The organism is Stenotrophomonas sp. ZAC14A_NAIMI4_1, from assembly GCF_003086915.1.
In the GTDB taxonomy this organism is placed as follows: Bacteria; Pseudomonadota; Gammaproteobacteria; order Xanthomonadales; family Xanthomonadaceae; genus Stenotrophomonas.
The window spans coordinates 1,582,386-1,605,897 of record NZ_CP026002.1 but is presented as its reverse complement, the minus strand read 5'-3'; the positions used below and the strand labels follow the sequence as shown (position 1 = coordinate 1,605,897).

Sequence of the window (23,512 nt, the reverse complement as noted above, 5' to 3'; positions counted from 1 at the left end):
CACTTACGACATTACGTGCAGCCGTGGCCCTTACTGGGTGGCCAGGATGGTCACGCCGCTGAAGGCCGCTTCGCCCACCACCTTCACGTAGTAGGTGCCTGCCACCGGCTTGGCAACACGCACGGTCTCGGTATTGCCCGGGCGGCTGGACTTGGCATCGTTGTCGGTGGCGGTCGGCACGCGGCCCTGCGCCACGTACACCGACACGTTGCCGGTGCCACCGTAGGTCAGCACGCTCAGCTGCTTGCCGGCGACGGCTTCGAAGGTATAGACCGTCTCGCTGCCGGTGGCGCCGGCCACGCCGCTGAGGGCGACCTTGTTGGTCAGCGGGATGCCTTCGGGCTCGCAGTTCTCGGTGCACGGCTCAGCCAGGGCCTTGGCCAGCGCGGCCTTGGCATCGACGATACCGGTGCCGATCGGCGTGGAGGCCGGGATGGTGACCGGGAACGGACGCGCGGTTTCCTTCAGCAGCGCACGCAGGGCCGCCGGCGCCAGCGGATCCTTGCCGTTGGCGATGAGCGCACTCTGCACCAGGGCAGCAACACCGGCCACGTGCGGCGACGCCATCGAAGTACCGCCCATGCCCATGTAGCTGTAGGTGCCGGAGTCCGGCGTGGTGGCCGCATTCGAACCGGACTGCCAGATGTAACCACCCGGGTTGCCGTCCACGCTGCCACCGCCGCCCGGGCCGGACAGGTCCACGCGCGTGCCGTAGTTGGAGTAATAGGTGATGCCACCGGTGATGCGGGTCGCACCCACGGTCACCACGCCCTCGCAGCTGGCCGGGCGGTAGTTGGCGGCATTGTCGGTTTCGTTGCCGGCGGCCACCACCACGGTCGTGCCACGCGAGATCGCGCCGCTGATCGCATCCTGGTAGGCGCCTGCGCACGCACCACTGCCACCCAGGCTCATGTTGATGATTTCAGCCGGGTTGGTGTTGGCCGGAATGCCGGCGACGGTGCCACCCGACGCCCAGGTGATCGCATCGGTGATGTCGGAGAGGTAGCCACCGCACTTGCCGAGCACGCGCACCGGCAGGACCTTGGCCTTGTGTGCGACACCGGCCATGCCGACGCCGTTGTTGGTCTGTTCGGCAACGGTGCCGGCCACGTGGGTACCGTGCCAGGAGCTGTCTTCCGGCTGCGAGCCGTTGTAGCACTCGTTGGCGTTTTCCACCCAGTCACCGTAGTCCTGCGCGCCCGGCACGCGGTCGTCGGTGGCACGGCGCGAGGTCTCGGCGTCGCTGATGAAGTCGTAGCCTTCCAGCAGGTTGCCGACCAGGTCCGGATGCTGCGGCAGGATGCCGGTGTCGAGCACGGCGACGACCACGCCCTCGCCCTGCGAAACGTCCCAGGCCGACGGTGCGTTGATGCCGCCGGTGGGGTTGCTCAGGTGCCACTGGTACTGCGCGTAGAGCGGATCGTTCGGCACCAGGGCCGGCTTCACGTCGCCCGCGCGCAGTTCGGTGCGGCGCAGCTTGACGTCGGCTTCGGCGTACTGGACCGACGGGTCGGCCTTGAGTTCCTTCAGCACGCGCTGCAGTTCGGCCGGGGCCAGGCGGCCCTTCAGGCGGATCACGTCGGCACCGATGCCGAGCTTGCGCACCACCTGCGGGCCCAACGTGCTTGCACGGCTGGCGCCACCGGACAGGCTGGCGCGGGTGAGTGCGGACTGCACCGTGGACAGCTTGGCCGAGCGGTCGCTGGCAGCAGCGGTACCGGCGCGATACTTCACGATGATGCGCTCGGCGCCCGCTTCGGTGGTGCTGGCCTGGCGCACCGGCTCGCGGGTCGGCAGGCCAGCGGCGTGGACCGCGCCTGCGGCGGTCATCGACAGCATGGCGGCAGCAAGCACGTTGATGCGAAGGTTCTGCTTATTGATCACGTCACATTCCTCTTCTGGGTCATGGTTGGATCCAACACTGCGGCCATCAATCCTTGACGGTTCCCGGCTGGCCGAGCCGGGTTTGCCGAGACCTCCCCTCAGGCCCTGTTGCAGAAGCAGCGCCGGCAGCGTGGCCGCCGGCGCGGTGTTGCCTTACCAACCGAAGCCGGCACCGACGCCAACCGAGGCGTCATCACTGCTGAACGCACCGCCGAGGGTGACCGTGGCGCGATCGCTGATCGCACGCTGGTAGCCCAGCGACATCGCCGATTCGCCGCCCTGGAAACCGATGCCGACGCCGACCCGGTTCTGGGTGCGGATGCCCGCGGCACTGGTGGCCATGTTGAGCATGGCCGCGCTCATCGCGCCCTGGCGGTCGATGCGGCGGTCCATGTGGCGCAGGCGCCCATCCACTTCGCCCTTGAACACGTCGAAGCTGTCGGCGACCGCCTGCACGCGGCTGTCGGTGTAGCTGTTGGCGGTGGTGATGCCGCGGTCCAGCTGCCCCTTGTTGACCGCGTCGGTGGCGGCGGTACCGGCTGCCACGTTGGTCACCTGGCGTTCGTTGCCTTCGCTGCCCACCGAGACCGTGTTGGCGCGGTCGGCGACCGAACCCTGGCCCAGCGCGACGGCATTGGCAGCGGTGGCGGACGCGCCCTGGCCGATGGCCGTGGACGACGCCCCGCTGGCCACGGCGCCCTCGCCCATGGCGACGGCATTGGCACCGACGGCCGGCTGCGCGGCAGCAGCACCCTCCACGCTGGGCTTGGCCACCACGTTGGACCGCGAGGCCACTGCATCGGCCTCGGCCACGGTGGCCACCTGGGCGGTAGTGGCCTGCACGCTGGCGCTGCGCAGGCTGGCCGTGGCGGTACGGCTGGTGCCACCGGCAGTGCGCTGGTCAAGCTCGGTCACCTTCTTGTCCAGTGCGCCCAGCGCGTCGCCGACGTTGTTGTAGGTGCTGCCCTGGATGACGTAGTTCGGCGCGATGAACACCCCCTGCATGCCGACGCTGGCACCGCCGCCGAGGATGCTGGCGGCATCGCTGAGCGACTGGAACAGCTGGCCGCCGTTGATGGCCTGGTGGCTGCCCGAGGCGATGCTGCCCGCGCCGACGTTGTCGATGACAGTGCCGTCGATGCCGGACAGGGTCAGGCGGTCGTGGCTGGCATCGTCGTAGCCGATGGCGTTGGCGGTGCTGCTTTCGACGGTGGAGATGCGCGAATCGAAATCACCCACGCGGGTCTCGACCGCACCCACACGCTGGTTGGTGACGTTGAGCTGCGAACCGGTGACGGCATCGCTGCTGCCGGCGGCGATGCGGCCCTCGGCCACGTTGACGATGCGGCGGGTGGCCGGACCATCGGTGCCGTTGCCGCCACCGACCGAGACCACGTTGGCGTCCACCGCACGTGCGCCGGCACCCAGGGCCACCGAGTTGTTGCCGGTGACCGCACTGCCGGCACCCAGCGCCAGCGATGCGTTGCCGACGGCCCTGGCGCCGCTGCCCACCGCATTGCTGCGGTTGCCGCTGGCGGTGGCGTTGGAGCCCACGGCCACCGCATCGGTGCCGCTGGCGGTAGCCACGCCGCTGCCGTTGGCCTGGAAGCGCTGGCCGACCGCATCGGCGGTGGCGGCCACGGCATCAAGCTGGCCCTTGTTCACCGCATCGGTGGTTTCCGTACCGGCAGCCACGTTGGTGATCTGCCGCTGCGCTGCAGTGTTGCCCACCGACACCGTGTTGGCGCGGGTGGCCTGCGAGCCGGTACCAAGGGCGACGCTGTTGGCCGCACTGGCGGTGCTGTTGGCACCCAGCGCAGTCGCATCGGCAGCGCTGGCCCAGGCGTTCCAGCCGATGGCGCTGGCGTAATCGCTGGTTGCCCAGGCACCGGCACCGAAGGCCGCCGCGCCGGTGCCGCTGGCACGCGCCGTGATCAGGCCGGAGAAGGTGCTGCCACCGATGGCCACGCTTTCATCACCGCTGGCGTCGCTGGACTGGCCCAGCGCCACCGCGTTGGCACCGGCCGCAGTAGCACCGAAGCCCACCGCCGTGGTGTTGGCACCGGTGGCGGCCGAGCCGTAGCCCAGTGCGGTGCCAAGGCGGCCGCTGGCTTCGCTGTAACCACCGACGGCGGTGGTGCCATCGGCGCTGGCCGAGGCGCGGAAGCCGCTGGCCAGCGACTGCGCGCCGCTGGCGATGGCTTCGGCACCGTTGGCCGTGCTGTAGACACCCGTGGCCTGCGCCGCGTTGCCGGTGGCGGTGCTGCCGATCTCGCTGGCGACCGCAGCGCTGCCATACGCGGCACTGTTCTCGCCGGTGGCCTGCGCCGCGTTGCCGACGGCCGCCGCATTGACGCCGGTGGCCAGGCTGTTGAAGCCGACCGCCGTGGCATTTTCAGCCAGGGCGGTGGCGCCGCTGCCCAGCGCGGAGGTGCCGTTGCCGATGGCGTTGGATGCTTCACCCGCGGCCAGTGCGTTGTCGCCTTCCACGTAGGCACCCGCATCGCTGTCTGCGCTGCCGCTGGCCTGGAAGTACCTGCTGGTGGTCTCGGCGGTGGCGGCAACGGCATCCAGCTGGTTCTTGTTCACCGCGTCGGTGCCTTCGGTACCCGCTGCCACATGGGTCACCTGGCGTTCGCCGCCCTCGCTGCCGACGGCCACGGTGTTGTCACGGTCGGCCTGGGAAGCAGCACCCAGCGCAACACTGTTGATGCCGTTGGCGGTGGCACCCGCACCGAGCGCGGTGGACTGCGCGGCGCCGGCCCAGGAGTTCCAGCCGATGGCGGTGGCGTAGTCGTCGGTCGCCCACGCACCGGCACCGAAGGCCGCCGCGCCGTAACCGCTGGCACGCGCCGGGATCAGGCCGAAGAAGGTGCTGCCGCCGATGGCCACGCTTTCATCTCCGGTGGCTTCGCTGGAATCGCCCATGGCCACCGAACTGGCACCGCTGGCGGTGGCGAACACGCCGGCAGCGGTGCTGTTGGCACCACTGGCCAGGGTGCCATACCCCAGCGCCGAGCCGAGGCGGCCGCTGGCTTCGCTGTAGCCGCCCACTGCGGTCGTGCCATCGGCCGAGGCCGCCGCACGGAAGCCGCTGGCCAGCGACTGCGCGCCGCTGGCGTTGGCTTCGGCGCCGTTGGCCGTGCTGTAGACCGCCGTGGCCTGCGCGCCGGCACCGGTGGCGGTGCTGCTGGTTTCGCTGGCGACGGCACCGCTGCCCAGGGCAGCGCTGTCCTCGCCAGTGGCCTGGGCGTTGTTGCCGATGGCCGCTGCGTTGCCGCCGGTGGCCAGGCTGTTGAAGCCGACCGCAGTGGCATTGGCGGCCACCGCAGTGGCACCACTGCCGAGCGCGGTGGCACCGTCGCCGATGGCGTTGGCGGCCTCACCGGCAGCCAGTGCGTTGTCGCCTTCCACGTAGGCGCCGGCATCGCTGTCGTCGCTGCCGCTGGCCTGGAAGTACTTGCTGGTGTTCTCCGCGGTGGCGGCGACTGCATCCAACTGGTCCTTGTTCACCGCATCGGTGCCTTCGGTGCCGGCGGCGACGTTGGTGATCTGGCGTGTATTGCCAGCGCCGCCGACGGAGACCGTGTTGTCGCGGTCTGCAATCGAGTCGGCACCCAGGGCCACGCTGTTGGCACCCTGTGCTTCGGCCGCGTTGCCCAGCGCCGTGGCGTTGGTGCCCGGCGCCCAGGCACCGCCACCGACTGCGGTGGAGTAATCACCCGACGCTTCGGTAGCGAGCAGGCCGAACAGCGAACCGCCGATGGCCACGCTGTTCACGCCGGTGGCCAGGCTGCCCTGGCCGGTGGCCGTGGCGTAGGCACCGGACGCTTCCGAATCGCCGCCCAGGGCCACGCTGTTGGAACCGGAGGCGTTGGCGAAGTTGCCGAAGGCGGTGGCGTTGAACGCCGATGCGCTGGCATAGCCGCCGATGGCGGTGCTGTAGCCGCCGGTGGCTTCGGCACCGATGCCGAACGCCGCCGAGGCCGTGCCGCTGGCCACGCTCTCGCTGCCCACCGCGGTGGCCGCTTCGCCGCTGGCGCTGCTGAAGTAACCCACCGCCACGGCTTCCTCGCCGCTGGCTTCGGACAGCACGCCCGTGGCGGTGCTGCCGGCGCCACTGGACACGGCGGCGGCACCGAAGGCGGCACTCTGCTCGCCGCTGGCTTCGCTTTCCGCACCCTGCGCGGTGGCGTATTCGCCGGTGGCCTGCGCGTTGGCGCCGATGGCGCTGGCGTTGTCGGCACTGGCCAGGGCATTGAAGCCGATCGCCTGTGCGTTGGTGCCGATGGCGTTGGCGCCGCTGCCCAGTGCGATGGCGCCGTCACCGATGGCGTTGGCGGCTTCACCGGCGGCCAGTGCGTTGTCGCCTTCCACGTAGGCGCCGGCATCGCTGTCGTCGCTGCCGCTGGCCTGGAAGAACTTGTTGCCGGTGCCTGCGCTGGCGGCCACGGCATCCAGCTGGGCCTTGTTCACCGCATCTGTGGCCTGGGTGCCGGCGGCAACGTTGGTGACCTGACGTTCGCTGCCGGCACTGCCGACCGACACGCTGCGGTCGCGGTCAGCCACCGAGCCTGCGCCCAGGGCCACGGCGTTGTTGCCGTTGGCGGTGCTGCCGGCACCGATGGCGATGGCGCTTTCGCCATCGGCCACGGTATTCGTGCCCACCGCGATGCTGTTGATGCTGTTGCCCAGTGCCTGGAAGCCCAGTGCCAGGCTGTAATCGCCATAGCTGAAGGCACCGCGGCCGACCGCGGTGGAGCTGACGCCGTTGGCCCAGCTGTTGTAGCCGATGGAGGTCGCGCCGTTGGCACTGGCCCAGGCCGCCGGGCCGAAGGCCGAGGCGTTGGTGCCGGTGGCCCACGCGCCGGCACCGAAGGCGGTGGCGCCTTCTTCGCTGGCGGTGCTGTAACCGCCGACGGCGGTGCTGTCGTCGGCCTTGGCGAAGGCGCTGTCGCCGATGGCGACGGCATAGCTGCCGTTGGCGCGCGACTTGCCGCCAGCAGCGAAGCTGTTGTCGCCGGTGGCCTGCGCCGCGGTGCCGAACGCGCTGCTGCTGGCGCCGGTGGCCAGCGCGGCATTGCCCACGGCAGTGGAGCCGGCCGAGGCGGTGGTGCCGACCTGCACCGGATTGCCTTCGTCATCCAGCAGCGGCTGGTTGTACTCGTCGTAGGCCTGGCCGAGGCCACCGATGGCAACCGCACCGTCGCCATTGGCGAAGGTGTTGCGGCCCAGGGCAACGGTATCGGCGCCGATGGCACCCGCGCCCGCGCCCTGTGCGAGCGCGCCTGCGCCGATCGCATTGCTGGCCGAACCAGCTGCCACCGCACCTTCGCCTTCGGCATGGGCGCCGGCATCGCTGCCCTCCTCGCCCTGCGCCTGGAAGAAGCGCGCGGTGGTGTTTGCCGTGCTGGCCACGGCATCGAGCTGGGCCTTGTTCACCGCATCGGTGTCTTCGGTACCGGCGGCCACGTGGGTGACCTGCCGTTCGTTGCCGTCGCTGCCGACGGCCACGCTGTTGTCGCGCACCGCTTCGGAGTTGGCACCGAGGGCGACGCTGTTGGCGCCCCGCGCGGTGGCGTAGTAGCCCACGGCGGTGCTCTGCGCGCCGCTGGCCCAGGTCTGTGCACCCAGCGCACTGGCGTTCTCGCCGGGCGCATAGGCGAAGTAGCCCACGGCCACCGACTCGGCACCGGAGGCTTCGGTCAGGCTGCCGTTGGCCACGGCGTAATCGCCGCTGGCGATGGCACCGGCACCGACGGCGGTGGCGGCTTCGCCGCTGGCCTGGGTCTGTACGAAGAAGCCGAGGCCGGGGATCAGGTCGGCCGGGCCACCGATGGCCACGCTGCTGGTGCCGGTGGCGTTGCTCTGCGTGCCCACGGCGGTGGAGTAATCACCGACTGCGTTGGCCACTGCACCGAACGCGGAGGACTGTGCGCCGGCCGCATAGGCACCGACGCCATACGAAGATGCCGCGAAGCCACTGGCTTCGGCGCTGGCGCCGACGGCGGTACCACCGACACCGGCACTGGTCGCACCGGTTTCCACCGGCACGCCACCGCTGGTGATCAGCGGGTTGCCCGCTTCATCGACGGCGGCACCACCCACGGCCACGCTGCCCGGGCCGGCGGCCTGTGCGTTGTTGCCGAAGGCGGCGCTGTTCTGGCCGCTGGCCAGGGCGTTGTTGCCCACCGCGGTGGCGTTCTGGGCGACGGCGGTCGCGCCGGCACCGACAGCGGTGGTGCCGTTGCCGATGGCATTGGCGGCCTCACCGGCGGCCAGTGCGTCATCGCCGTCGGCCAGTGCACCGGCATCGCTGTTGCTGCTGCCGGTGGCCTGGAAGCGCTTGGCGGTGGTGTCGGCCACCGCAGCCACGTCCTTCAGCTGGCCGACATTCACCGCGTCGGTGTCTTCGGTACCTGCGGCGACATGGGTCACCTGGCGTTCGTTGCCGTCGCTGCCGACGGCCACGGTGTTGTCACGGTCGGCCTGCGAGGCCGCACCCAGGGCGACGCTGTTGCTGCCATTGGCGGTGGCACTGGCGCCGAGCGCGGTGGACTGCGCGCCATCGGCCCAGGCGTTCCAGCCGATGGCCGTTGCATAGTCTTCGGTGGCCCATGCGCCGGCACCATAGGCCGATGCACCGTAGCCGCTGGCGCGCGAGGTGATCAGGCCAAAGTAGGTGCTGCCGCCGATGGCAACGCTCTCGTCGCCGGTCGCTTCGCTGGCTTCACCCACGGCGACCGCACCGGCACCGGTTGCGGTGGCGAACACGCCGGCGGCAGTGCTGTTGGCGCCGCTGGCGACGGTGCCGTAGCCCAGTGCCGAACCCAGCCGGCCACTGGCTTCGCTGTAACCGCCGACGGCGGTTGCACCGTCGGCCGAGGCCGCTGCGCGGAAGCCGCTGGACAACGACTGTGCGCCGCTTGCGACGGCTTCGGCACCGTTGGCGGTGCTGTAGACCGCGGTTGCCTGCGCGCCGGCGCCGGTGGCGGTGGTGCTGGTTTCACTGGCCACCGCACCGCTGCCCAGTGCGGCGCTGTCGCTGCCGCTGGCCTGCGCGTTGGTGCCTACGGCCGAGGCATTCTCGCCGGTGGCCAGGCTGTTGTAGCCGAGTGCGGTCGCCTGCGCGGCGATGGCGGTCGCACCGCCGCCGAGCGCGGTGGCGCCATCGCCGATGGCATTGGCCGCTTCACCGGCCGCCAGCGCGCTGTCGCCTTCGGCCAGTGCGCCGGCATCGCTGTCCTCGCTGCCGCTGGCCTGGAAGTACTTGCGGGTGTTTTCTGCGGTGGCGGCGACCTCGTCCAGCTGGTCCTTGTTCACCGCATCGGTGCCTTCGGTACCGGCCGCAACGTTGGTGATCTGGCGCGTGTTGCCGGCGCCACCGACGGAGACGGTGTTGTCGCGCTCGGCGATCGAATCGGCACCCAGTGCGACGCTGTTGGCGCCCTGAGCTTCTGCGGCGTTGCCCAATGCGGTGGCATTGGTGCCTGGTGCCCACGCGCCGCCACCGACGGCGGTGGAGTAATCGCCCGAGGCTTCGGTCGGCAGCAGGCCGAACAGTGCGCCACCCACGGCGACCGAGTTGGTGCCGGTGGCCAGGCTGCCCTGGCCGGTGGCGGTGCTGTACGCGCCGCTGGCTTCGGCATCGCCGCCGACGGCCACGCTGTTGGAGCCGGTGGCGTTGGCCGCATTGCCGACCGCCGTTGCGTTGAAGGCCGAAGCGTTGGACAGGCCGCCCAGTGCGGTGCTGTAACCGCCGCTGGCTTCGGCACCGACGCCGAAGCTGGCCGACGCGGTGCCGCTGGCGGTGCTGCCTGCGCCGACGCTGGTGCTGCCACTGCCCGAGGCCTGCGCCTGCGCGCCAACGGCGGTAGCGCTGTCAGCGGTCGCCTGCGCGTTGTGGCCCAGCGCCGTGGTGTCGTCGCCATCGGCGGTTGCCGAAGCGCCGGCGGCCAGAGCGCCTTCGCCATCGATCTGCGCCGCATCGCTGTCATCACCCGCGCCGTCAGCCTTGAAGTAGCGGCTGCCTTGCGCGGCGGCGGCGGCCAGCGCGGCCTGCGTGGCCTGCGCCTGGGCGTCGAGCTGGGCGCGGTTGACCGCATCGGTGGCCGCCGTGCCTGCGGCGACGTTGGTGATCTGTCGTTCGTTGCCCGTTGCGCCGACCGACACCGTGTTGGCGCGGTTGGCGTTGGAGCCGGCCCCCAGCGCGACGCTGTTGGCGGCGCTGGCGGTGCTGCCGGTGCCCACCGCCACGGCGTTGCGGCCGCTGGCATTGGCACTGCCGTCAACCACGCACTGGTCGATCAGGCTGCTGCTGAGGGTCACGCAGTTGGCGTTGCCACCCACTTCCACCGACTGCGCGGCGGCGAGGCCTGAGCCTCCCAGTCCCATGGCCAGGGCAAGGGCCGCGGCCAGCGTCACCGGCCGTACGTGGTCGGCATCGCGACGCTGGTCGACGACCCCGCCGCGCGTGTCGGAAGAGGCCAGTTCCGAGGCCACCACCAACTGACCCAACGCTTTGTTCCAGACCTTGCGATAAATCCGATTCATCGGTACGGCTCCTGATTTTTTGGACTGGTTTTGGGCAAAGCAACGCCAGCGCCGGACCTTCTGGTCCAACGTCCCCTGGGGGCGTTATTCGCGTGATTTACTGCGGGTATTGCCGAACGCCGCGCAGCGACAGAAAACCGAGCGCAAGCGACGTGCGGTTACTGCGGTATGAACAGATTTGAAACAGGGCCCAAGTGTTAACGGGAACTTTCCGGGTCGTCAAGACTTTGACGCAGAAAATGCAATTGCCGTGAACCAGTTCACTTTTCCGCCTATTTATTCGGCGATTTTGTTATTTGCATGTGACGAAATGTCGGCGCCATGTAAATGCATGTAACTGATGGCTGCGGCAGGATTTTCTGCCCATATACAGAAAAACCCGACAGTCGCCTGCCGGGTTTTCCGTACTTCATCGCACTGCAGCCTGCGCGGCGGATACGCCGTCAGCCGCACCACACTCGGGCGTTGCGGAACATGCGCATCCACGGCGAGTCACCCTGCCACTCGGCCGGGGCCCAGCTCAGGTTGAGCGCGCGCGGGGTGCGTTCCGGGTGCGGCATCATGATGGTGACGCGGCCGTCGGTGCTGGTCAGGCCGGTGATGCCGTCCGGCGAACCGTTCGGGTTCAGCGGGTACTGGCTGGCGACGTTGCCGTTGCCATCGACGTAGCGCAGCGCCACGCGGGCGGTCGCCTGGTCCACGGTGTTGTCGAACACGGCCTGGCCTTCGCCATGCGCCACCGCCACCTGCAGGCGCGAACCGGCCATGCCACGCAGCAGGATCGACGGCGACTCCACCACTTCCAGCAGCGCGGTACGGGCTTCGAACTGCTCGCTGGCGTTGCGGCGGAACTGCGGCCAGTGCTCGGCACCGGGGATGATGTCCTTCAGCTGGCTCATCATCTGGCAGCCGTTGCACACGCCCAGGGCGAAGCTGTCTTCGCGGGCGAAGAACGCGGCGAAGGCATCGCGCAGCGCGCTGCGCTCGAGGATCGAGGTCGCCCAGCCGCGGCCGGCACCGAGCACATCGCCGTAGCTGAAGCCACCACAGGCCACCAGGCCGGCGAAGTCCTGCAGCGCCACGCGGCCTTCGATCAGGTCGCTCATGTGCACGTCGAAAGCGCTGAAGCCGGCACGTTCGAAGGCGTTGGCCATTTCGATCTGGCCGTTGACGCCCTGTTCGCGCAGCACGGCCACGCGCGGACGCGCGCCGGTGCTGATGAACGGTGCGGCCACGTCCTCGTTGAGGTCGAAGCTGAGCCTGGGCTTCAGGCCCGGCGCGTTGAAGGCACGGGCGACGTCACGCTCGGCATCGGCATTGTCCGGGTTGTCACGGCGCTTCTGCATGGCATGGGTGACCGACCACCAGGCATCGAACAACGCTTCCCAGCGCCACTCGGCCAGGTTTTCGCCGCCCAGCGACACGCGCACCACCGGTGCAGTGGTCGGCTTGGCGATGCGCTGCGCGCATTCGATCAGTGCATGGCGCTCGACCAGGTCGGCGAAGGCCGCACGGTCTTCGCGGGCGATCTGCACCACCGCGCCCAGCTCTTCGTTGAACAGGCTGCGGAACGGATCGTCGCCCCAGGCATCGAGGGTGATGTCCAGGCCCAGGCGCGAGGTGAAGGCCATTTCGCACAGCGCGGCGAAGGCACCGCCATCGCTGCGGTCGTGGTAGGCCAGCAGCAGGCCGGCCTGGCGCGCATCACGGATCAGCTCGAAGAAGCCACGCAGGCGCTGCGGGTCATCCAGGTCCGGTGCGGCACCGGCAAACGCCGGCAGGTCGCCATGGTCGGCATGCACCTGGGCCAGGATCGAGCCGCCCAGGCGCTGCTTGCCGGCACCGAGGCCGATCAGCCACAGCTCGCTGTCCACGTCGCGGTCGAGCAGCGGCGTCAGCTGCTGGCGCACGTCGGCCACCGGCGCGAACGCCGAGATGACCAGCGACACCGGCGACACGCTCTTGTGGGCTTCGCCCTGGTCGTGCCACTGCGCCTGCATCGACAGCGAGTCCTTGCCGACCGGGATGCTGATGTCCAGCTGCGGGCACAGTTCCATGCCCACGGCCTTCACCGCGTCGTACAGCAGCGCGTCTTCGCCCGGGTGGCCGGCGGCGGCCATCCAGTTCGCCGACAGCTTGATTTCATCCAGTGCGTCGACCGGCGCCGCGCACAGGTTGGTCAGCGCCTCGCCGACCGCCATGCGTGCCGAGGCGGCGGCGTCGAGCAGGGCCAGCGGGGTGCGCTCGCCCAGCGACATGGCTTCGCCCGCCACGCCGTCGAAGTCGGCCAGGGTGATGGCCACGTCGGCCACCGGCAGCTGCCACGGGCCGACCATCTGTTCGCGTGCGGTCAGGCCGCCCACGCTGCGGTCGCCGATGGTGACCAGGAAGTTCTTCGAGGCCACGGTCGGGTGCGCGAGCACGCGCAGGCCCGCTTCCTGCAGGTCCAGGCCACCGGTCTTCAGCGCCGGCCAGCGCGGTGCCGGCGGGTGCGCGGTGTCGCGGTGCATCTTCGGCGGCTTGCCGAACAGCACGTCCATCGGCAGGTCGATCGGTGCATCGGCCGGGGTGTGGCCGGGCACGGCGCCGTAGGCCACCACCAGGTGTTCCTCGGCGGTAGCCACGCCGACCGCGGCGAACGGGCAGCGCTCGCGGGCACACAGCGCGGCGAACTCGGCCAGGCGCTCCTGGGCCACGCCCAGCACGTAGCGTTCCTGCGACTCGTTGCACCACAGCTGCATCGGCGACAGCGAGGGGTCATCGGTGGGCACCTTGCCCAGGTCGATGACGCCGCCGACGCTGGAGTCGTGCAGCAGTTCGGGGATGGCATTGGACAGGCCACCGGCACCGACGTCGTGGAAGAACTTGATCGGGTTGTTGGCGCCCATCGCCACGCAGCGGTCGATGACCTCCTGGCAGCGGCGTTCCATTTCCGGGTTGTCGCGCTGCACGCTGGCGAAGTCGAGGTCCTCGGCGCTTTCGCCGGAGGCCACCGAACTGGCGGCACCACCACCCAGGCCGATCAGCATCGCCGGGCCACCCAGCACGATGACCGCATCACCGGCCTGCAGCGGGATCTTGTCGACCTGGATGCGATCGATCGCACCGAGGCCGCCGGCCAGCATGATCGGCTTGTCGTAGGCACGGACCAGGTCGGCGCCTTCGGGCAGCTCGAAGCTGCGGAAGTAGCCGAGCAGGTTCGGGCGGCCGAACTCGTTGTTGAACGCGGCGCCGCCGAGCGGGCCGTCGGTCATGATTTCCAGCGCCGGCGCCATGCGCGGGTTCAGCGCGCGCGGCGCTTCCCACGGCTGCGGCAGCTCGGGAATGCGCAGGTGCGAGACCGAGAAACCACTCAGGCCGGCCTTCGGCTTGCCGCCACGACCGGTTGCGCCTTCGTCGCGGATCTCGCCACCGTTGCCGGTCGAGGCGCCCGGGAACGGCGCGATCGCGGTCGGATGGTTGTGCGTTTCCACCTTGATCTGGAAGGCGCTGGGCACCTGCGGTTCGCGGCGGTACTCGCCGCTGGCCGGATCGGGGCGGTAGCGCGAGGCCGGGTGGCCTTCGATCACCGCGGCATTGTCGCTGTACGCGCTGAGCGTGTGCTGCGGGGTCTGCTGGTGGGTGTTCTTGATCATCCGGAACAGCGAACGGTCCTGTTCCTGGCCGTCGATGGTCCAGCTGGCGTTGAAGATCTTGTGGCGGCAGTGTTCGGAGTTGGCCTGCGCGAACATCATCAGTTCGACGTCGGACGGCGAGCGGCCCAGCGCGGTGAAGCGTTCGCGCAGGTAGTCGATCTCGTCCTGGGCCATGGCCAGGCCGAGGCGCTGGTTGGCGGCCTCCAGCTGGTCCACCGGCACGCGTTCCAGTTCACCCCGGGCCGGCGTGGTGAACAGGGCCTGGCCCTGCTGCACGGTTTCCAGCACCGACTGCGTCATCGGGTCATGCAGGGCCTTGACCAGCGCCTGCTGGGCGGCGGCATCGGTCGGCCAGCCCTGCACATCGATGCGCAGGCCGCGCTCGACCCGGCTGACCGGCTGGCCGGCACCGCGGACCAGTTCGGTGGCCTTGCTGGACCAGGGCGACAGGGTGCCCAGGCGGGGCACGACGATGCGGCTGACGGCGCCGTCGGCGACGGCCTCGGCCTGCGGCTGGGCTTCCAGGATGCGGCACAGGGTGGCCACGTCGGGGGTGGCCGTGCCTTCGGGCTGGACGAAGTAGACGTGCCAGGCACCGCTGATGCGCAGGGAGGGAGCGATGGACTGCAGGCGGGATTCAAGGCGTTCGCGGCGGAACAGCGACAGGGCGGGCGCGCCCTCGAGGACCATCATGTCCGGGGAACCGTAGTTGGGAAACGGGCCCGACATTGTACCGGAACCGGGGGGAGGGTCTTTGGCCGGGCGGCGCCCGGCACCCGCAGAGGCGCCCAAGCCAGGGCAACGGCCGGAGCAACCGCCAGAGCAACGGCAACAGCGGGTTTCCTGGGGATGGCGGGGTGGCTCAGGTTGCGGGGGACGGCGCAAGTACGTCCATGTAGCCTCGGTCGCGCCATCCATGGCGCTCACGCCCCCGCAACCTGAGCCACCCCGCCTTCGACAGTTTCCCGGTGGCCAGTAGATCCACGCCATGCGTGGATGCCGTTTGGTAGTGCCGGCCGCTGGCCGGCAACGGGGAAACAGATCAAAAGCAGGAAATCAGGCATCACGAGCGCAGCGACCGGCTTTTGCTTTTGAATTTTCTTTTGTCTTTCGTGGCTGGCGCGCGCAGGAACCTGTCCGTGGCCGGGCGGGTGGGTTGCGCAGGGGCGTGAGCCGCATGGATGCGGCGACCGAGCCTCCAGGGACGGATTCACGGCGTCCCCTGCGCAACCCACCCGCCCGGCCAACCCAAGTAATCCGCCCCCCAGCCACGAGGGGGCCCCGCCGATGGCAGCCAACCGCGCGCCAGCGCCGCTCTTCGCCGGAATGCCGGAATACCCGAATCCCGGAACCATGCGCTCGCTCACGGATTGCCCGGTCAATTGATGACAACGTTGTCCCCACTTGGCCCCGGACTCTCTCCCCGGCCAGCCAGGTACCCCGTCCGCCCCCACCGTCGCCCTTCCCCGGGCGATGTCCGGACCTGCGTCACGCGCGGTGCCATCCGGCCCGCGCGCCACCGGAAGTCGGAGACACACCATGTACGACAAGCTTGTGCAGAGTGCCGATGTACGCAGTGCCGAACGCTCCTCCCGCTCCCTCCGCCCGCGCCGCCTGGCCTGGCTGCTGGCCCTGGCCGCCGGGGCTGCCGCCCTGCCCGGCCTGGCCCAGGCCGCCAGCTGTGCCGGCGTTGCGCAGTGGGACCAGGCCAAGATCTACCGGGCCGGCGACACCCTGCAGAAGGGAGGGGTCCTGTACCGGGCGAACCAGGACATCTGGAACGCGCCGCCGGACCATCCGGCCGGGGCGCCCTACTACACCAATCTCGGTGCCTGTGACGGCAGCGGCGCCAACCAGCCGCCGGTGGTCAGCCTGACTTCGCCCGCCAACGGCGCCACCTTCAGCGCCGGCAGCACGATCACCGTGAACGCCAATGCCAGCGACCCGGACGGCAGCGTCAGCAAGGTCGAGTTCTTCCGCGATGGCAGCTCGATCGGGGTGGACACCAGCGCGCCGTACAGCGCCAGCTGGGCCAACGCCAGCGCCGGCAGCCACACCCTGCGCGCGGTGGCCACCGACAACAACAACGCCACCACCAGCACCCCCACCATCACCATCACCGTCAACGCGGCCAGCGGCGATACCACCGCACCCAGCGTGCCCGGCGGCCTGGCGGTGGGCACCCGCACTGCCAGCAGCATCGCGCTCAGCTGGAGCCCGTCCACCGACAACACCGGTGGCAGCGGCCTGGCCGGCTACGACGTGTACCGCAACGGCAGCCTGGTCGGCTCGCCATCCAGCGCCAGCTACGTCGATGGCGGGCTGACCGCTTCGACCACCTACAGCTACCGCATCCGTGCCCGCGACAATGCCGGCAACGCGTCGGCGCAGGGCAGCACGGTCAGCGCCACCACCCTGGCCGGCAGCGGCGGCGGCACCGGCAAGCGGGTCATCGGCTACTTCACCCAATGGGGCATCTACGGCCGCAACTACCGGGTGAAGAACATCGACAGCAGTGGTTCGGCCGCGCGCCTGACCCACATCAACTACGCCTTCGGCAACGTGCGCAACAACCGCTGCGAAGTAGGCACCACCCAGCCGTCGGACCCGAACACCGGTGCCGGTGGCGATGCGTTCGCCGATTACAGCAAGGCCTTCGCTGCCGGTGAGAGCGTCAGCGGCAGCGCCGATACCTGGGACCAGCCGCTGCGCGGCAACTGGAACCAGCTCAAGCAGCTGAAGGCCAAGTACCCGGACCTGAAGGTGCTGATCTCGCTGGGTGGCTGGACCTGGTCGCGCGGCTTCTCCAGTGCCGCACGCCCGGAAAACCGCCAGGCCTTCGTCGCCTCCTGCATCGATGCCTACATCAAGGGCAACCTGCCGGTGACCGATGGTGCCGGTGGCGCAGCGGCGGCACTTGGCGTGTTCGATGGCATCGACATCGACTGGGAGTACCCGGTGGCGTGTGGCATCGAGTGCGGCAAGCCGGAGGACAACGCCAACTTCACCGCGCTGATGGCCGAATTCCGCCGCCAGCTCGATGCGGTGCGCCCGGGCCTGCTGCTGACCGTGGCCGTGGGTGCGGGCATCGACAAGGTCCGCGTCACCGACCCGGCCGCGTACCACCCGTACCTGGACTACATCAACGTGATGACCTACGACTTCCACGGCGCGTGGGATGCGAAGACCAATCACCAGTCCGCGCTGTTCGACTCGCCCAATGATCCGTCCACCGGCGACCAGAAGCTCTACAACAGCAACGACGCCATCGAGGCCTTCATCAGCCGCGGTGTGCCGTCGGCCAAGCTCAACCTCGGCATCGGTTACTACGGCCGTGGCTGGACCGGCGTGGCCAGCGGCAACAACGGCATGTACCAGACCGCCGGCGGTGCTGCGCCGGGGACCTACGAGGCCGGCATCGAAGACTGGAAGGTGCTGAAGAACCTGGCCTGGCCCGGTTACACCGACAACACCGCCGGTGCCACGTGGATCTACAACGGCAGCACGCTGTGGAGCTTCGACACCCCGGCCAACATCACCCGCAAGATGGGCTACGTGAAAACGCAGGGCCTGGGCGGCGCGTTCGTCTGGGAGTTCAGTGGCGACGATGCACAGGGCACGTTGACCAAGGCGGTCAGTGATGGCCTGAAATAAGCAGGAAAAGCCGGGGATGCGAGACGCATTCCCGGCTTCCCAGCTGTAGAGCCGAGCCCATGCTCGGCTGATGCTTCCGCAGCCGAGCATGGGCTCGGCTCTACAGGGAAAGCGGTCAGCGCTTGGCCGACAGCTTCTCCAGCGCCGCACGCAGCTGCGCCGGCGGCAGGTAACCGCCCAGCTGGGTGCCGTCGGGGGCGAAGATCGCGGGCGTGCCGTTGACGCCCAGGCGCTGGCCCAGCGTGTACTGCATGGCCACCGGGTTGGTGCAGTTCTTGGCCGGCACGCTGCCGCCGCGCTTGGCATTGGTCAGCGCCTGGCGGCGATCCGCCGCGCACCAGACCGAGATCATGTCGGTGTAGTCCTTGCTGCCCAGGCCCATGCGCGGGAAGGCCAGGTATTCGACGGTGATGCCGTTGCGGTTGAGCTCGGCGATGTCCTGGTGCAGCTTGCGGCAGTAGCCGCACTCGATATCGGTGAACACGCTGATGGTGTACTTGGCGTTGGGCGCGGCGAACACGATGCGGTCGCCATGGTTGGCCTTGGCCAGCAGCTGGCGGCGGTAGCCCAGCAGGCCTTCGCTGTTGGCCGGGGCCTTCTCGCGGGTGTCATACGGCTGCGACTGGAACAGGTAACGGCCGTCATCGGAGACGTACAGCAGCTGGCCGGAAACGACAACTTCGCGGAAACCGGGGAACGGTGCCGCGCCGACATAATCGACTTCGAAGCCCGGGTTGAGCGCGGTCAGTGCGGCACGTACGGCCTGTTCGGGTGAACCCGCAGGCGCGGCCGGACCGGCCTTGGCAGCAGCGGCAGGTGCCTTGGCGGCCGGCGGCGCCGGCTGGGCGCAGGCGGTCAGGCTGACCGCACTGAACAATGCAGCGATGGCAAATCGGAACATGGGCAATCCGCTGGGAATCAGACCCCGGATTCTGACACAGGCCCACGTGACGGGCCGCGACCGTGCGCACGTACGGCATCCCTGCCGGCGTTGGCCGTTCAGCCGCGCGGATGGTGCCGGGCGTGCAGCTTCTGCAGGTGTTCGCGCGCGACCAGGGTGTAGATCTGGGTGGTGGACAGCGAACTGTGGCCCAGCAGCATCTGCAGCGCGCGCAGGTCGGCGCCACGGTTCAACAGATGGGTGGCGAAGCTGTGGCGCAGGCCGTGCGGGCTGATCCGCGCCGGGTCGATGCCGGCCACCTGCGCATGGCGCTTGACCAGGTGCCAGAACGCCTGCCGGGTCAGCGCATGCAGGCTGGGCTCGATGAACAGCGGCGTCTGCCCATCGGCCAGCGCGTGCACCTTGCCCTTGCCGACCAGCTGCGGCCGCGACTGCTGCAGGTAACGCTCCAGCCAGTGCTGCGATTCCTCGCCCAGCGGCACCAGGCGTTCCTTGCTGCCCTTGCCGGTCACCCGCAGCACGCCCTGGCGCAGGTTGACCGCGGTGGCCGGCAGCAGCACCAGCTCGCTCACGCGCAAGCCGGCGGCATACATCAGTTCCAGCATGGCGCGGTCGCGCAGCCCCAGCGGGCTGTCGATGTCCGGCGCGGCGAGCAAGGCATCGATCTGGCTTTCGGCCAGCGCCTTGGGCAGCAGGCGGGGCAGCTTGGGCGGATCCAGCAGCGCGCTGGGGTCTTCGTTGCGCTCGCCACGGCGCACGCCATCGGCGAAGAACGCGCGCAGCGCCGACAGCAGGCGCGCATTGCTGCGCGGCGACCAGCCATGGCGGGTGCGCCAGGCCAGGTAATCGAACAGGCCCGGGCGCTCGATGCCGGCCAGGCCGCCCTCGCGGCCATCCATCCAGCGCGCCAGGCCTTCCAGGTCGCGCCGGTAGCTGTCCAGGGTGGCGCGCGCCAGCCCGTTCTCGGCCCAGATCGCATCGAGGAAACGCTGGATGCGCACGCTGTCGGCGGCGCGCAGTTCCGGCAGCTGGGTGACCAGCTGGCGGCGTTCGGCGGGGGTGGAAATGACGGCCATGCGTGCAGGATACGAGGGCCACTGCGGGCGCGGCCAGCTTTGCGTATGCTCGGCGCATGTCCCAGCCCGCCACCGACACGGCCCCTGCGGCCGCCACTGGAACGCCCCGCCCGCGTGCGCTGCTGCCGTGGCGCGTGCTGGCGATGGTCTATGACGCCTTGCCCGTGCTGGCCCTGTGGATGCTGGCCGGCACGCTGTTCACCCTGGCCTACACCTTCAGTGGCCACGCCCAGCGCGAGAACATCGCGCCGTTCAGTGCGTGGCAATGGCTGCTGTGGGCCGTGTGCTGGGCGGTGACCGGGTGGTACGCCACGGCCAGCTGGCGCCGCGGCGGGCAGACGCTGGGCATGCGGCCGTGGCGGCTGAAACTGGAATCGCGCGATGGCACGCCACTGCGTCGCCGCCAGCTGTGGCTGCGCTTCGCGGTGGCCACGCTGTCACTGCTGCTGGGCGGGCTGGGCTTCTGGTGGGCGTGGCTGGATCGCCAGCGCCTGACCTGGCACGACCGCGCCAGCGGCACGCGCCTGGTGCGCATGCCCAAGCGCTGAGAGCATCCGCCGGGCGTGGCCCGGCGCTACCTACGTAGAGTCGAGCTTGCTCGACTACGGTGCACGGCCGTCGAGCAAGCTCGACGCTACGGGTCAGCCTTCCGGCAGGATCACCGCTGGCTGCGCCCACAGCTCGAAGAACTGCAACGAGAACGCCGTGGCCTTGACGTCGTCGGGCACCGGGATCTTGCCGTTCAATGCCGCGCGGGCCGTGCCGAAGTCCTGCCACAGCTTCAGGCTGGCCTTCTTCAGGCGCTTCTGCTCGCCGGCATCGCTGGCCGCCAGGTACTGCGCATACAGTTCGCGCATCGGCTTGCCCTTGGCCTCGAAGGCGGCGGGCAGTTCCGGCAGGGTGGCTGCGGTGTACTCGACCGTGGCGTCCGGCGTCTGGTAGCCCTCGGGGCCGAAGGCCGCGCGCAGATCGTCCTCGGCATCCAGATACTCGAAGAAGCCGGGCACGTTGTAGAGCTTGGTGCGGTAATCAGACGAGGTGTCCGGGCTGTTGGACATCACCACGCTCGGCAGTTCGCCCAGCAGGCCGATATCCCAGCGGCGCGGAATGAAAAGGCCGGTCGCCTTCACGTACGGGCCGTCGATCACCACATCATTCAGCTCGACCTTGGAGGCCAGGCCGCCGGAGTTGGTTTTGCTGGTGACGTACTGCTCGGTCACGATCACGTACTCGCCCAGCGTCGGGTTGATCAGGCCACCGATGCCGCCGGCGTAGACCACCATGCGCACGGTGCCGATCTTTTCGCTCTGCAGCCGGTACTCGCCAGGCTCCAGGCTGATGGGCACGGCCGTGTGCGGCGGAATGACGTGCGCCTGCGCGTCGATGGACAGGGTGACCGGTGCGTCGGTCGGGTTGTCGATCTCGAAATCGATCGGGCGCGAACAGCCCACCAGCAGCAACAGGGCGGCGACAACAGGAACCAGGCGATTGAAGAGCATGTTCATCCTTGAAGGTATTCATCCTTGGAGTGGAGCGTGCGGGCGCCGCATGCGCCCGCGCGGTGAAGAAAGGCGGCGCTACCTGCGCCGGAACAGCCAGCCTGACACCGCCAGCATGACGATGGGCGGCAAGGCGTAGGCAATGCGGTAATCGAATTTCAGCGCACCGGCCATGCGCCCGAAGAACAGCTGCAGCAGCCAGAAGCCCAGCGCGAACAGGATGCCAAGGAACAGGCGCTTGCCCATGCCACCGCTGCGCAGCGAACCGAACGCGAACGGCACGGCGGCCAGGCACAGCGCCAGCACGTTCAGCGGGTAGAACCAGCGGCTCCAGTAGACATCCTCGAAATCACGGGCATCGAGGTTGTTGCGCTCGCGGTACTCGATGCTGGTGCGCAGCTCGGACACGCTCAGGTTGCGCGGCTTGGCGATGCCGGTCGCCAGCGCGCCCGCGTCCAGCTTGGAATCCCAGGCCTCGCGTGCGGCTTCCTCGCGGGTCGCGCCACGCTCGGCGAAGGTGTCGCGCTTGACCCCGGTCAGCACCCAGCCGTCCTTGTCGTGCTCGGCGGTGGCCGCATGGGTGAGCGAGACGATGTTGCCATCCTCGGCGATGCGGTACAGGCGCACGTCACGCAGGATCAGCCGCGTGCCCTTGTCACCGACCAGCTGCTCTTCGCCGGTGGCGGCATTGAGGAAGGTGTCACCCTCGCGCGCCCACAGGCCCGAATAGCGGGCCGTGGTCACATCGGTGCCCCACTTGGCACTCATCTTCAGCGCATCGGCACGGTTCTGGCCCCACGGGCCAATGGTCTCGGCACTGATCACCATCACGCCGGTCAGCAGCGACAGCGCGATCGCCACCGAGACGCTGAGGCGTTTGCGCGACAGGCCCAGCGCGCGCAGCGCGGTCAGCTCGGAGGTGGCAGCCAGCTGGCCCAGCCCCATCAGCGCGCCGATCACCGCGGCGGTCGGGAAGAAGGTGTAGGCACGGCGGGGCACGGTATACAGCACCCACGCCGCGGCATGGCCCAGCGAATAGCCGTTCTTGCCGATGTCCTTGAACTCACCGGAGAAGGCCATCACTACGTCCAGGCCGGTCAGCACCGCCCAGGTGAGCAGCACGGTGGTGAACACCGCACGGCCCAGGTAGACATCGAAACGCATCGGACGCAGCTTCATGCGCGGGCTCCCTTCGGGCGGGCCAGGCGGCCATCGCGCGCGTACATCCAGATGGCGAACGCCAGCAGCGGCAGGGTCAGCCACCACAGCCCCAGCGCGCCGGGAATGCGGCCGTCGGCAATCCAGCCGGCGCCGATGAAGGTCAGGTTGGTGCCCACCATGTAGGCCAGCAGGGCCAGCATCATGCGGCCGTAGCGCTGCTGGCGCGGCGAGCTGCGGCCCAGCGGCACGGTCAGCAGGGCGAAGGCCAGGGCGATCAGCGGCGGGGCGATGCGGCGGTGCAGCTGGGCCTTGGCCTCAGGCCGGTCGTCACCCAGCAGCTGCAGGGTCGGCATCAGCTCGGGGTCATCCTCGGCCTTGGCCTGGGCGCCGTCGGGCAGGGCCACGTCATTGCGGGCGAAGGTGGCCAGCCGGTAATCCAGCGCGCCGGCCAGCGGGCCTTCCACCTGGTGGCCATCGTCCAGCTCCAGGAAGCGCTGCTGCTTGCCCTCGAAGAACATGCGGCCACCGGCAGCGGACACCACTTCCAGGCGGTCATCCTTCTGCCGCTGCAGGAACACCCGGCCCAGCGTGGTGCCATCGGGCGAGATCGAGGACAGGTAGACCACCCCGCCATTGGGCAGCGGGGTGAACCGGCCCGGCTCCAGGCCGGCCATCAGCACGCTGCGGTTGGCGTCCTGAATCATCTGCTCGGCGGTGCGGCCGGCCCAGGGGCCCAGCCACAGCGAGCAGGCCCCGACCAGCAGCACCACCGGCACCACCAGCATCAGCAGTGGCCGCAGCAGGCGCTTGGGGCCAACGCCGATGGCCGTCAGCACCGCCATCTCCGAATCGCGGTAGAGGCGGCCAATGGCCAGCAGCAGGCCCAGCATCAGCGCCAGCGGCAGGATCAGCGGCATGTAGGCGATGAACTGCAGGCCCAGCTGCGAGAACAGCAGCTTGGCCGGCAGACGTCCGTCGGCGATGTTGCCGAGGATGTCCACCAGCACGCCGCCCACGCTGACGACCAGCAGGACGATCAGGGTAGCCAGGAAACTCTGGACGAAATCGCCCAGCAGGTATCGGTCGAGCTTCAGCATGGGGCGGTGGTTTAAACTCTGGGGTTCGTTCGCGGTGCCGCCCAGTCTACTG

10 protein-coding genes are annotated in these 23,512 nt (G+C 69.5%); 2 read left to right on the top strand and 8 right to left on the bottom strand.

Features of this window, described 5'->3' with window-relative positions; translation table 11 throughout:
- Positions 1–30: 30 nt before the first annotated feature.
- The 3 genes from C1926_RS07370 to purL all read right to left on the bottom strand — a co-directional run bounded on the left by C1926_RS07370 (position 31) and on the right by purL (position 14,765).
- Positions 31–1,884, bottom strand: coding sequence for a S8 family peptidase (locus C1926_RS07370; RefSeq protein WP_108758754.1), 1,854 nt, complete (start codon positions 1,882–1,884; stop codon positions 31–33).
- A gap of 153 nt (positions 1,885–2,037) precedes the next feature.
- A complete protein-coding gene (locus C1926_RS07365; RefSeq protein WP_108758753.1) occupies positions 2,038–10,437 on the bottom strand; it encodes an ESPR-type extended signal peptide-containing protein in 8,400 nt (2,799 codons plus the stop codon).
- A gap of 443 nt (positions 10,438–10,880) precedes the next feature.
- A complete protein-coding gene (purL, locus tag C1926_RS07360; RefSeq protein ID WP_108758752.1) occupies positions 10,881–14,765 on the bottom strand; it encodes a phosphoribosylformylglycinamidine synthase in 3,885 nt (1,294 codons plus the stop codon).
- Between the two features lie 846 nt (positions 14,766–15,611).
- Between purL and C1926_RS07355 the strand changes: the two genes are divergently transcribed.
- Positions 15,612–17,726 (top strand): glycosyl hydrolase family 18 protein, encoded by a 2,115-nt coding sequence (locus C1926_RS07355; protein ID WP_108758751.1) that lies wholly within the window; start codon positions 15,612–15,614, stop codon positions 17,724–17,726.
- 115 nt (positions 17,727–17,841) lie between these two features.
- Here the strand turns inward: C1926_RS07355 and C1926_RS07350 are convergent, their stop codons facing one another.
- Entirely contained in the window at positions 17,842–18,627 is a 786-nt protein-coding gene (locus C1926_RS07350; protein ID WP_108758750.1) for a DsbC family protein, read from the bottom strand.
- 98 nt (positions 18,628–18,725) lie between these two features.
- On the bottom strand, positions 18,726–19,703 hold the full coding sequence (gene xerD / locus C1926_RS07345; protein ID WP_108758749.1) for a site-specific tyrosine recombinase XerD: 978 nt from the start codon (positions 19,701–19,703) through the stop codon (positions 18,726–18,728).
- Between the two features lie 56 nt (positions 19,704–19,759).
- Here xerD and C1926_RS07340 point away from each other — a divergent pair, with 56 nt between their 5' ends.
- Positions 19,760–20,251, top strand: coding sequence for an RDD family protein (locus tag C1926_RS07340; RefSeq protein WP_079220575.1), 492 nt, complete (start codon positions 19,760–19,762; stop codon positions 20,249–20,251).
- A 93-nt stretch (positions 20,252–20,344) separates the two neighbouring features.
- Here the strand turns inward: C1926_RS07340 and C1926_RS07335 are convergent, their stop codons facing one another.
- The 3 genes from C1926_RS07335 to lptF form a co-directional block, all read right to left on the bottom strand.
- Positions 20,345–21,202 carry a hypothetical protein gene (locus C1926_RS07335; RefSeq protein ID WP_108760643.1) on the bottom strand — a complete coding sequence of 286 codons (858 nt, stop codon included), beginning with the start codon at positions 21,200–21,202 and terminating at the stop codon, positions 20,345–20,347.
- Positions 21,203–21,280: 78 nt separating this feature from the next.
- On the bottom strand, positions 21,281–22,381 hold the full coding sequence (gene lptG, locus C1926_RS07330; protein ID WP_108758748.1) for an LPS export ABC transporter permease LptG: 1,101 nt from the start codon (positions 22,379–22,381) through the stop codon (positions 21,281–21,283).
- On the bottom strand, positions 22,378–23,460 hold the full coding sequence (gene lptF, locus C1926_RS07325; RefSeq protein WP_079220573.1) for an LPS export ABC transporter permease LptF: 1,083 nt from the start codon (positions 23,458–23,460) through the stop codon (positions 22,378–22,380). Before lptF ends, lptG begins: the two co-directional genes overlap by 4 nt.
- Positions 23,461–23,512 lie beyond the last annotated feature (52 nt).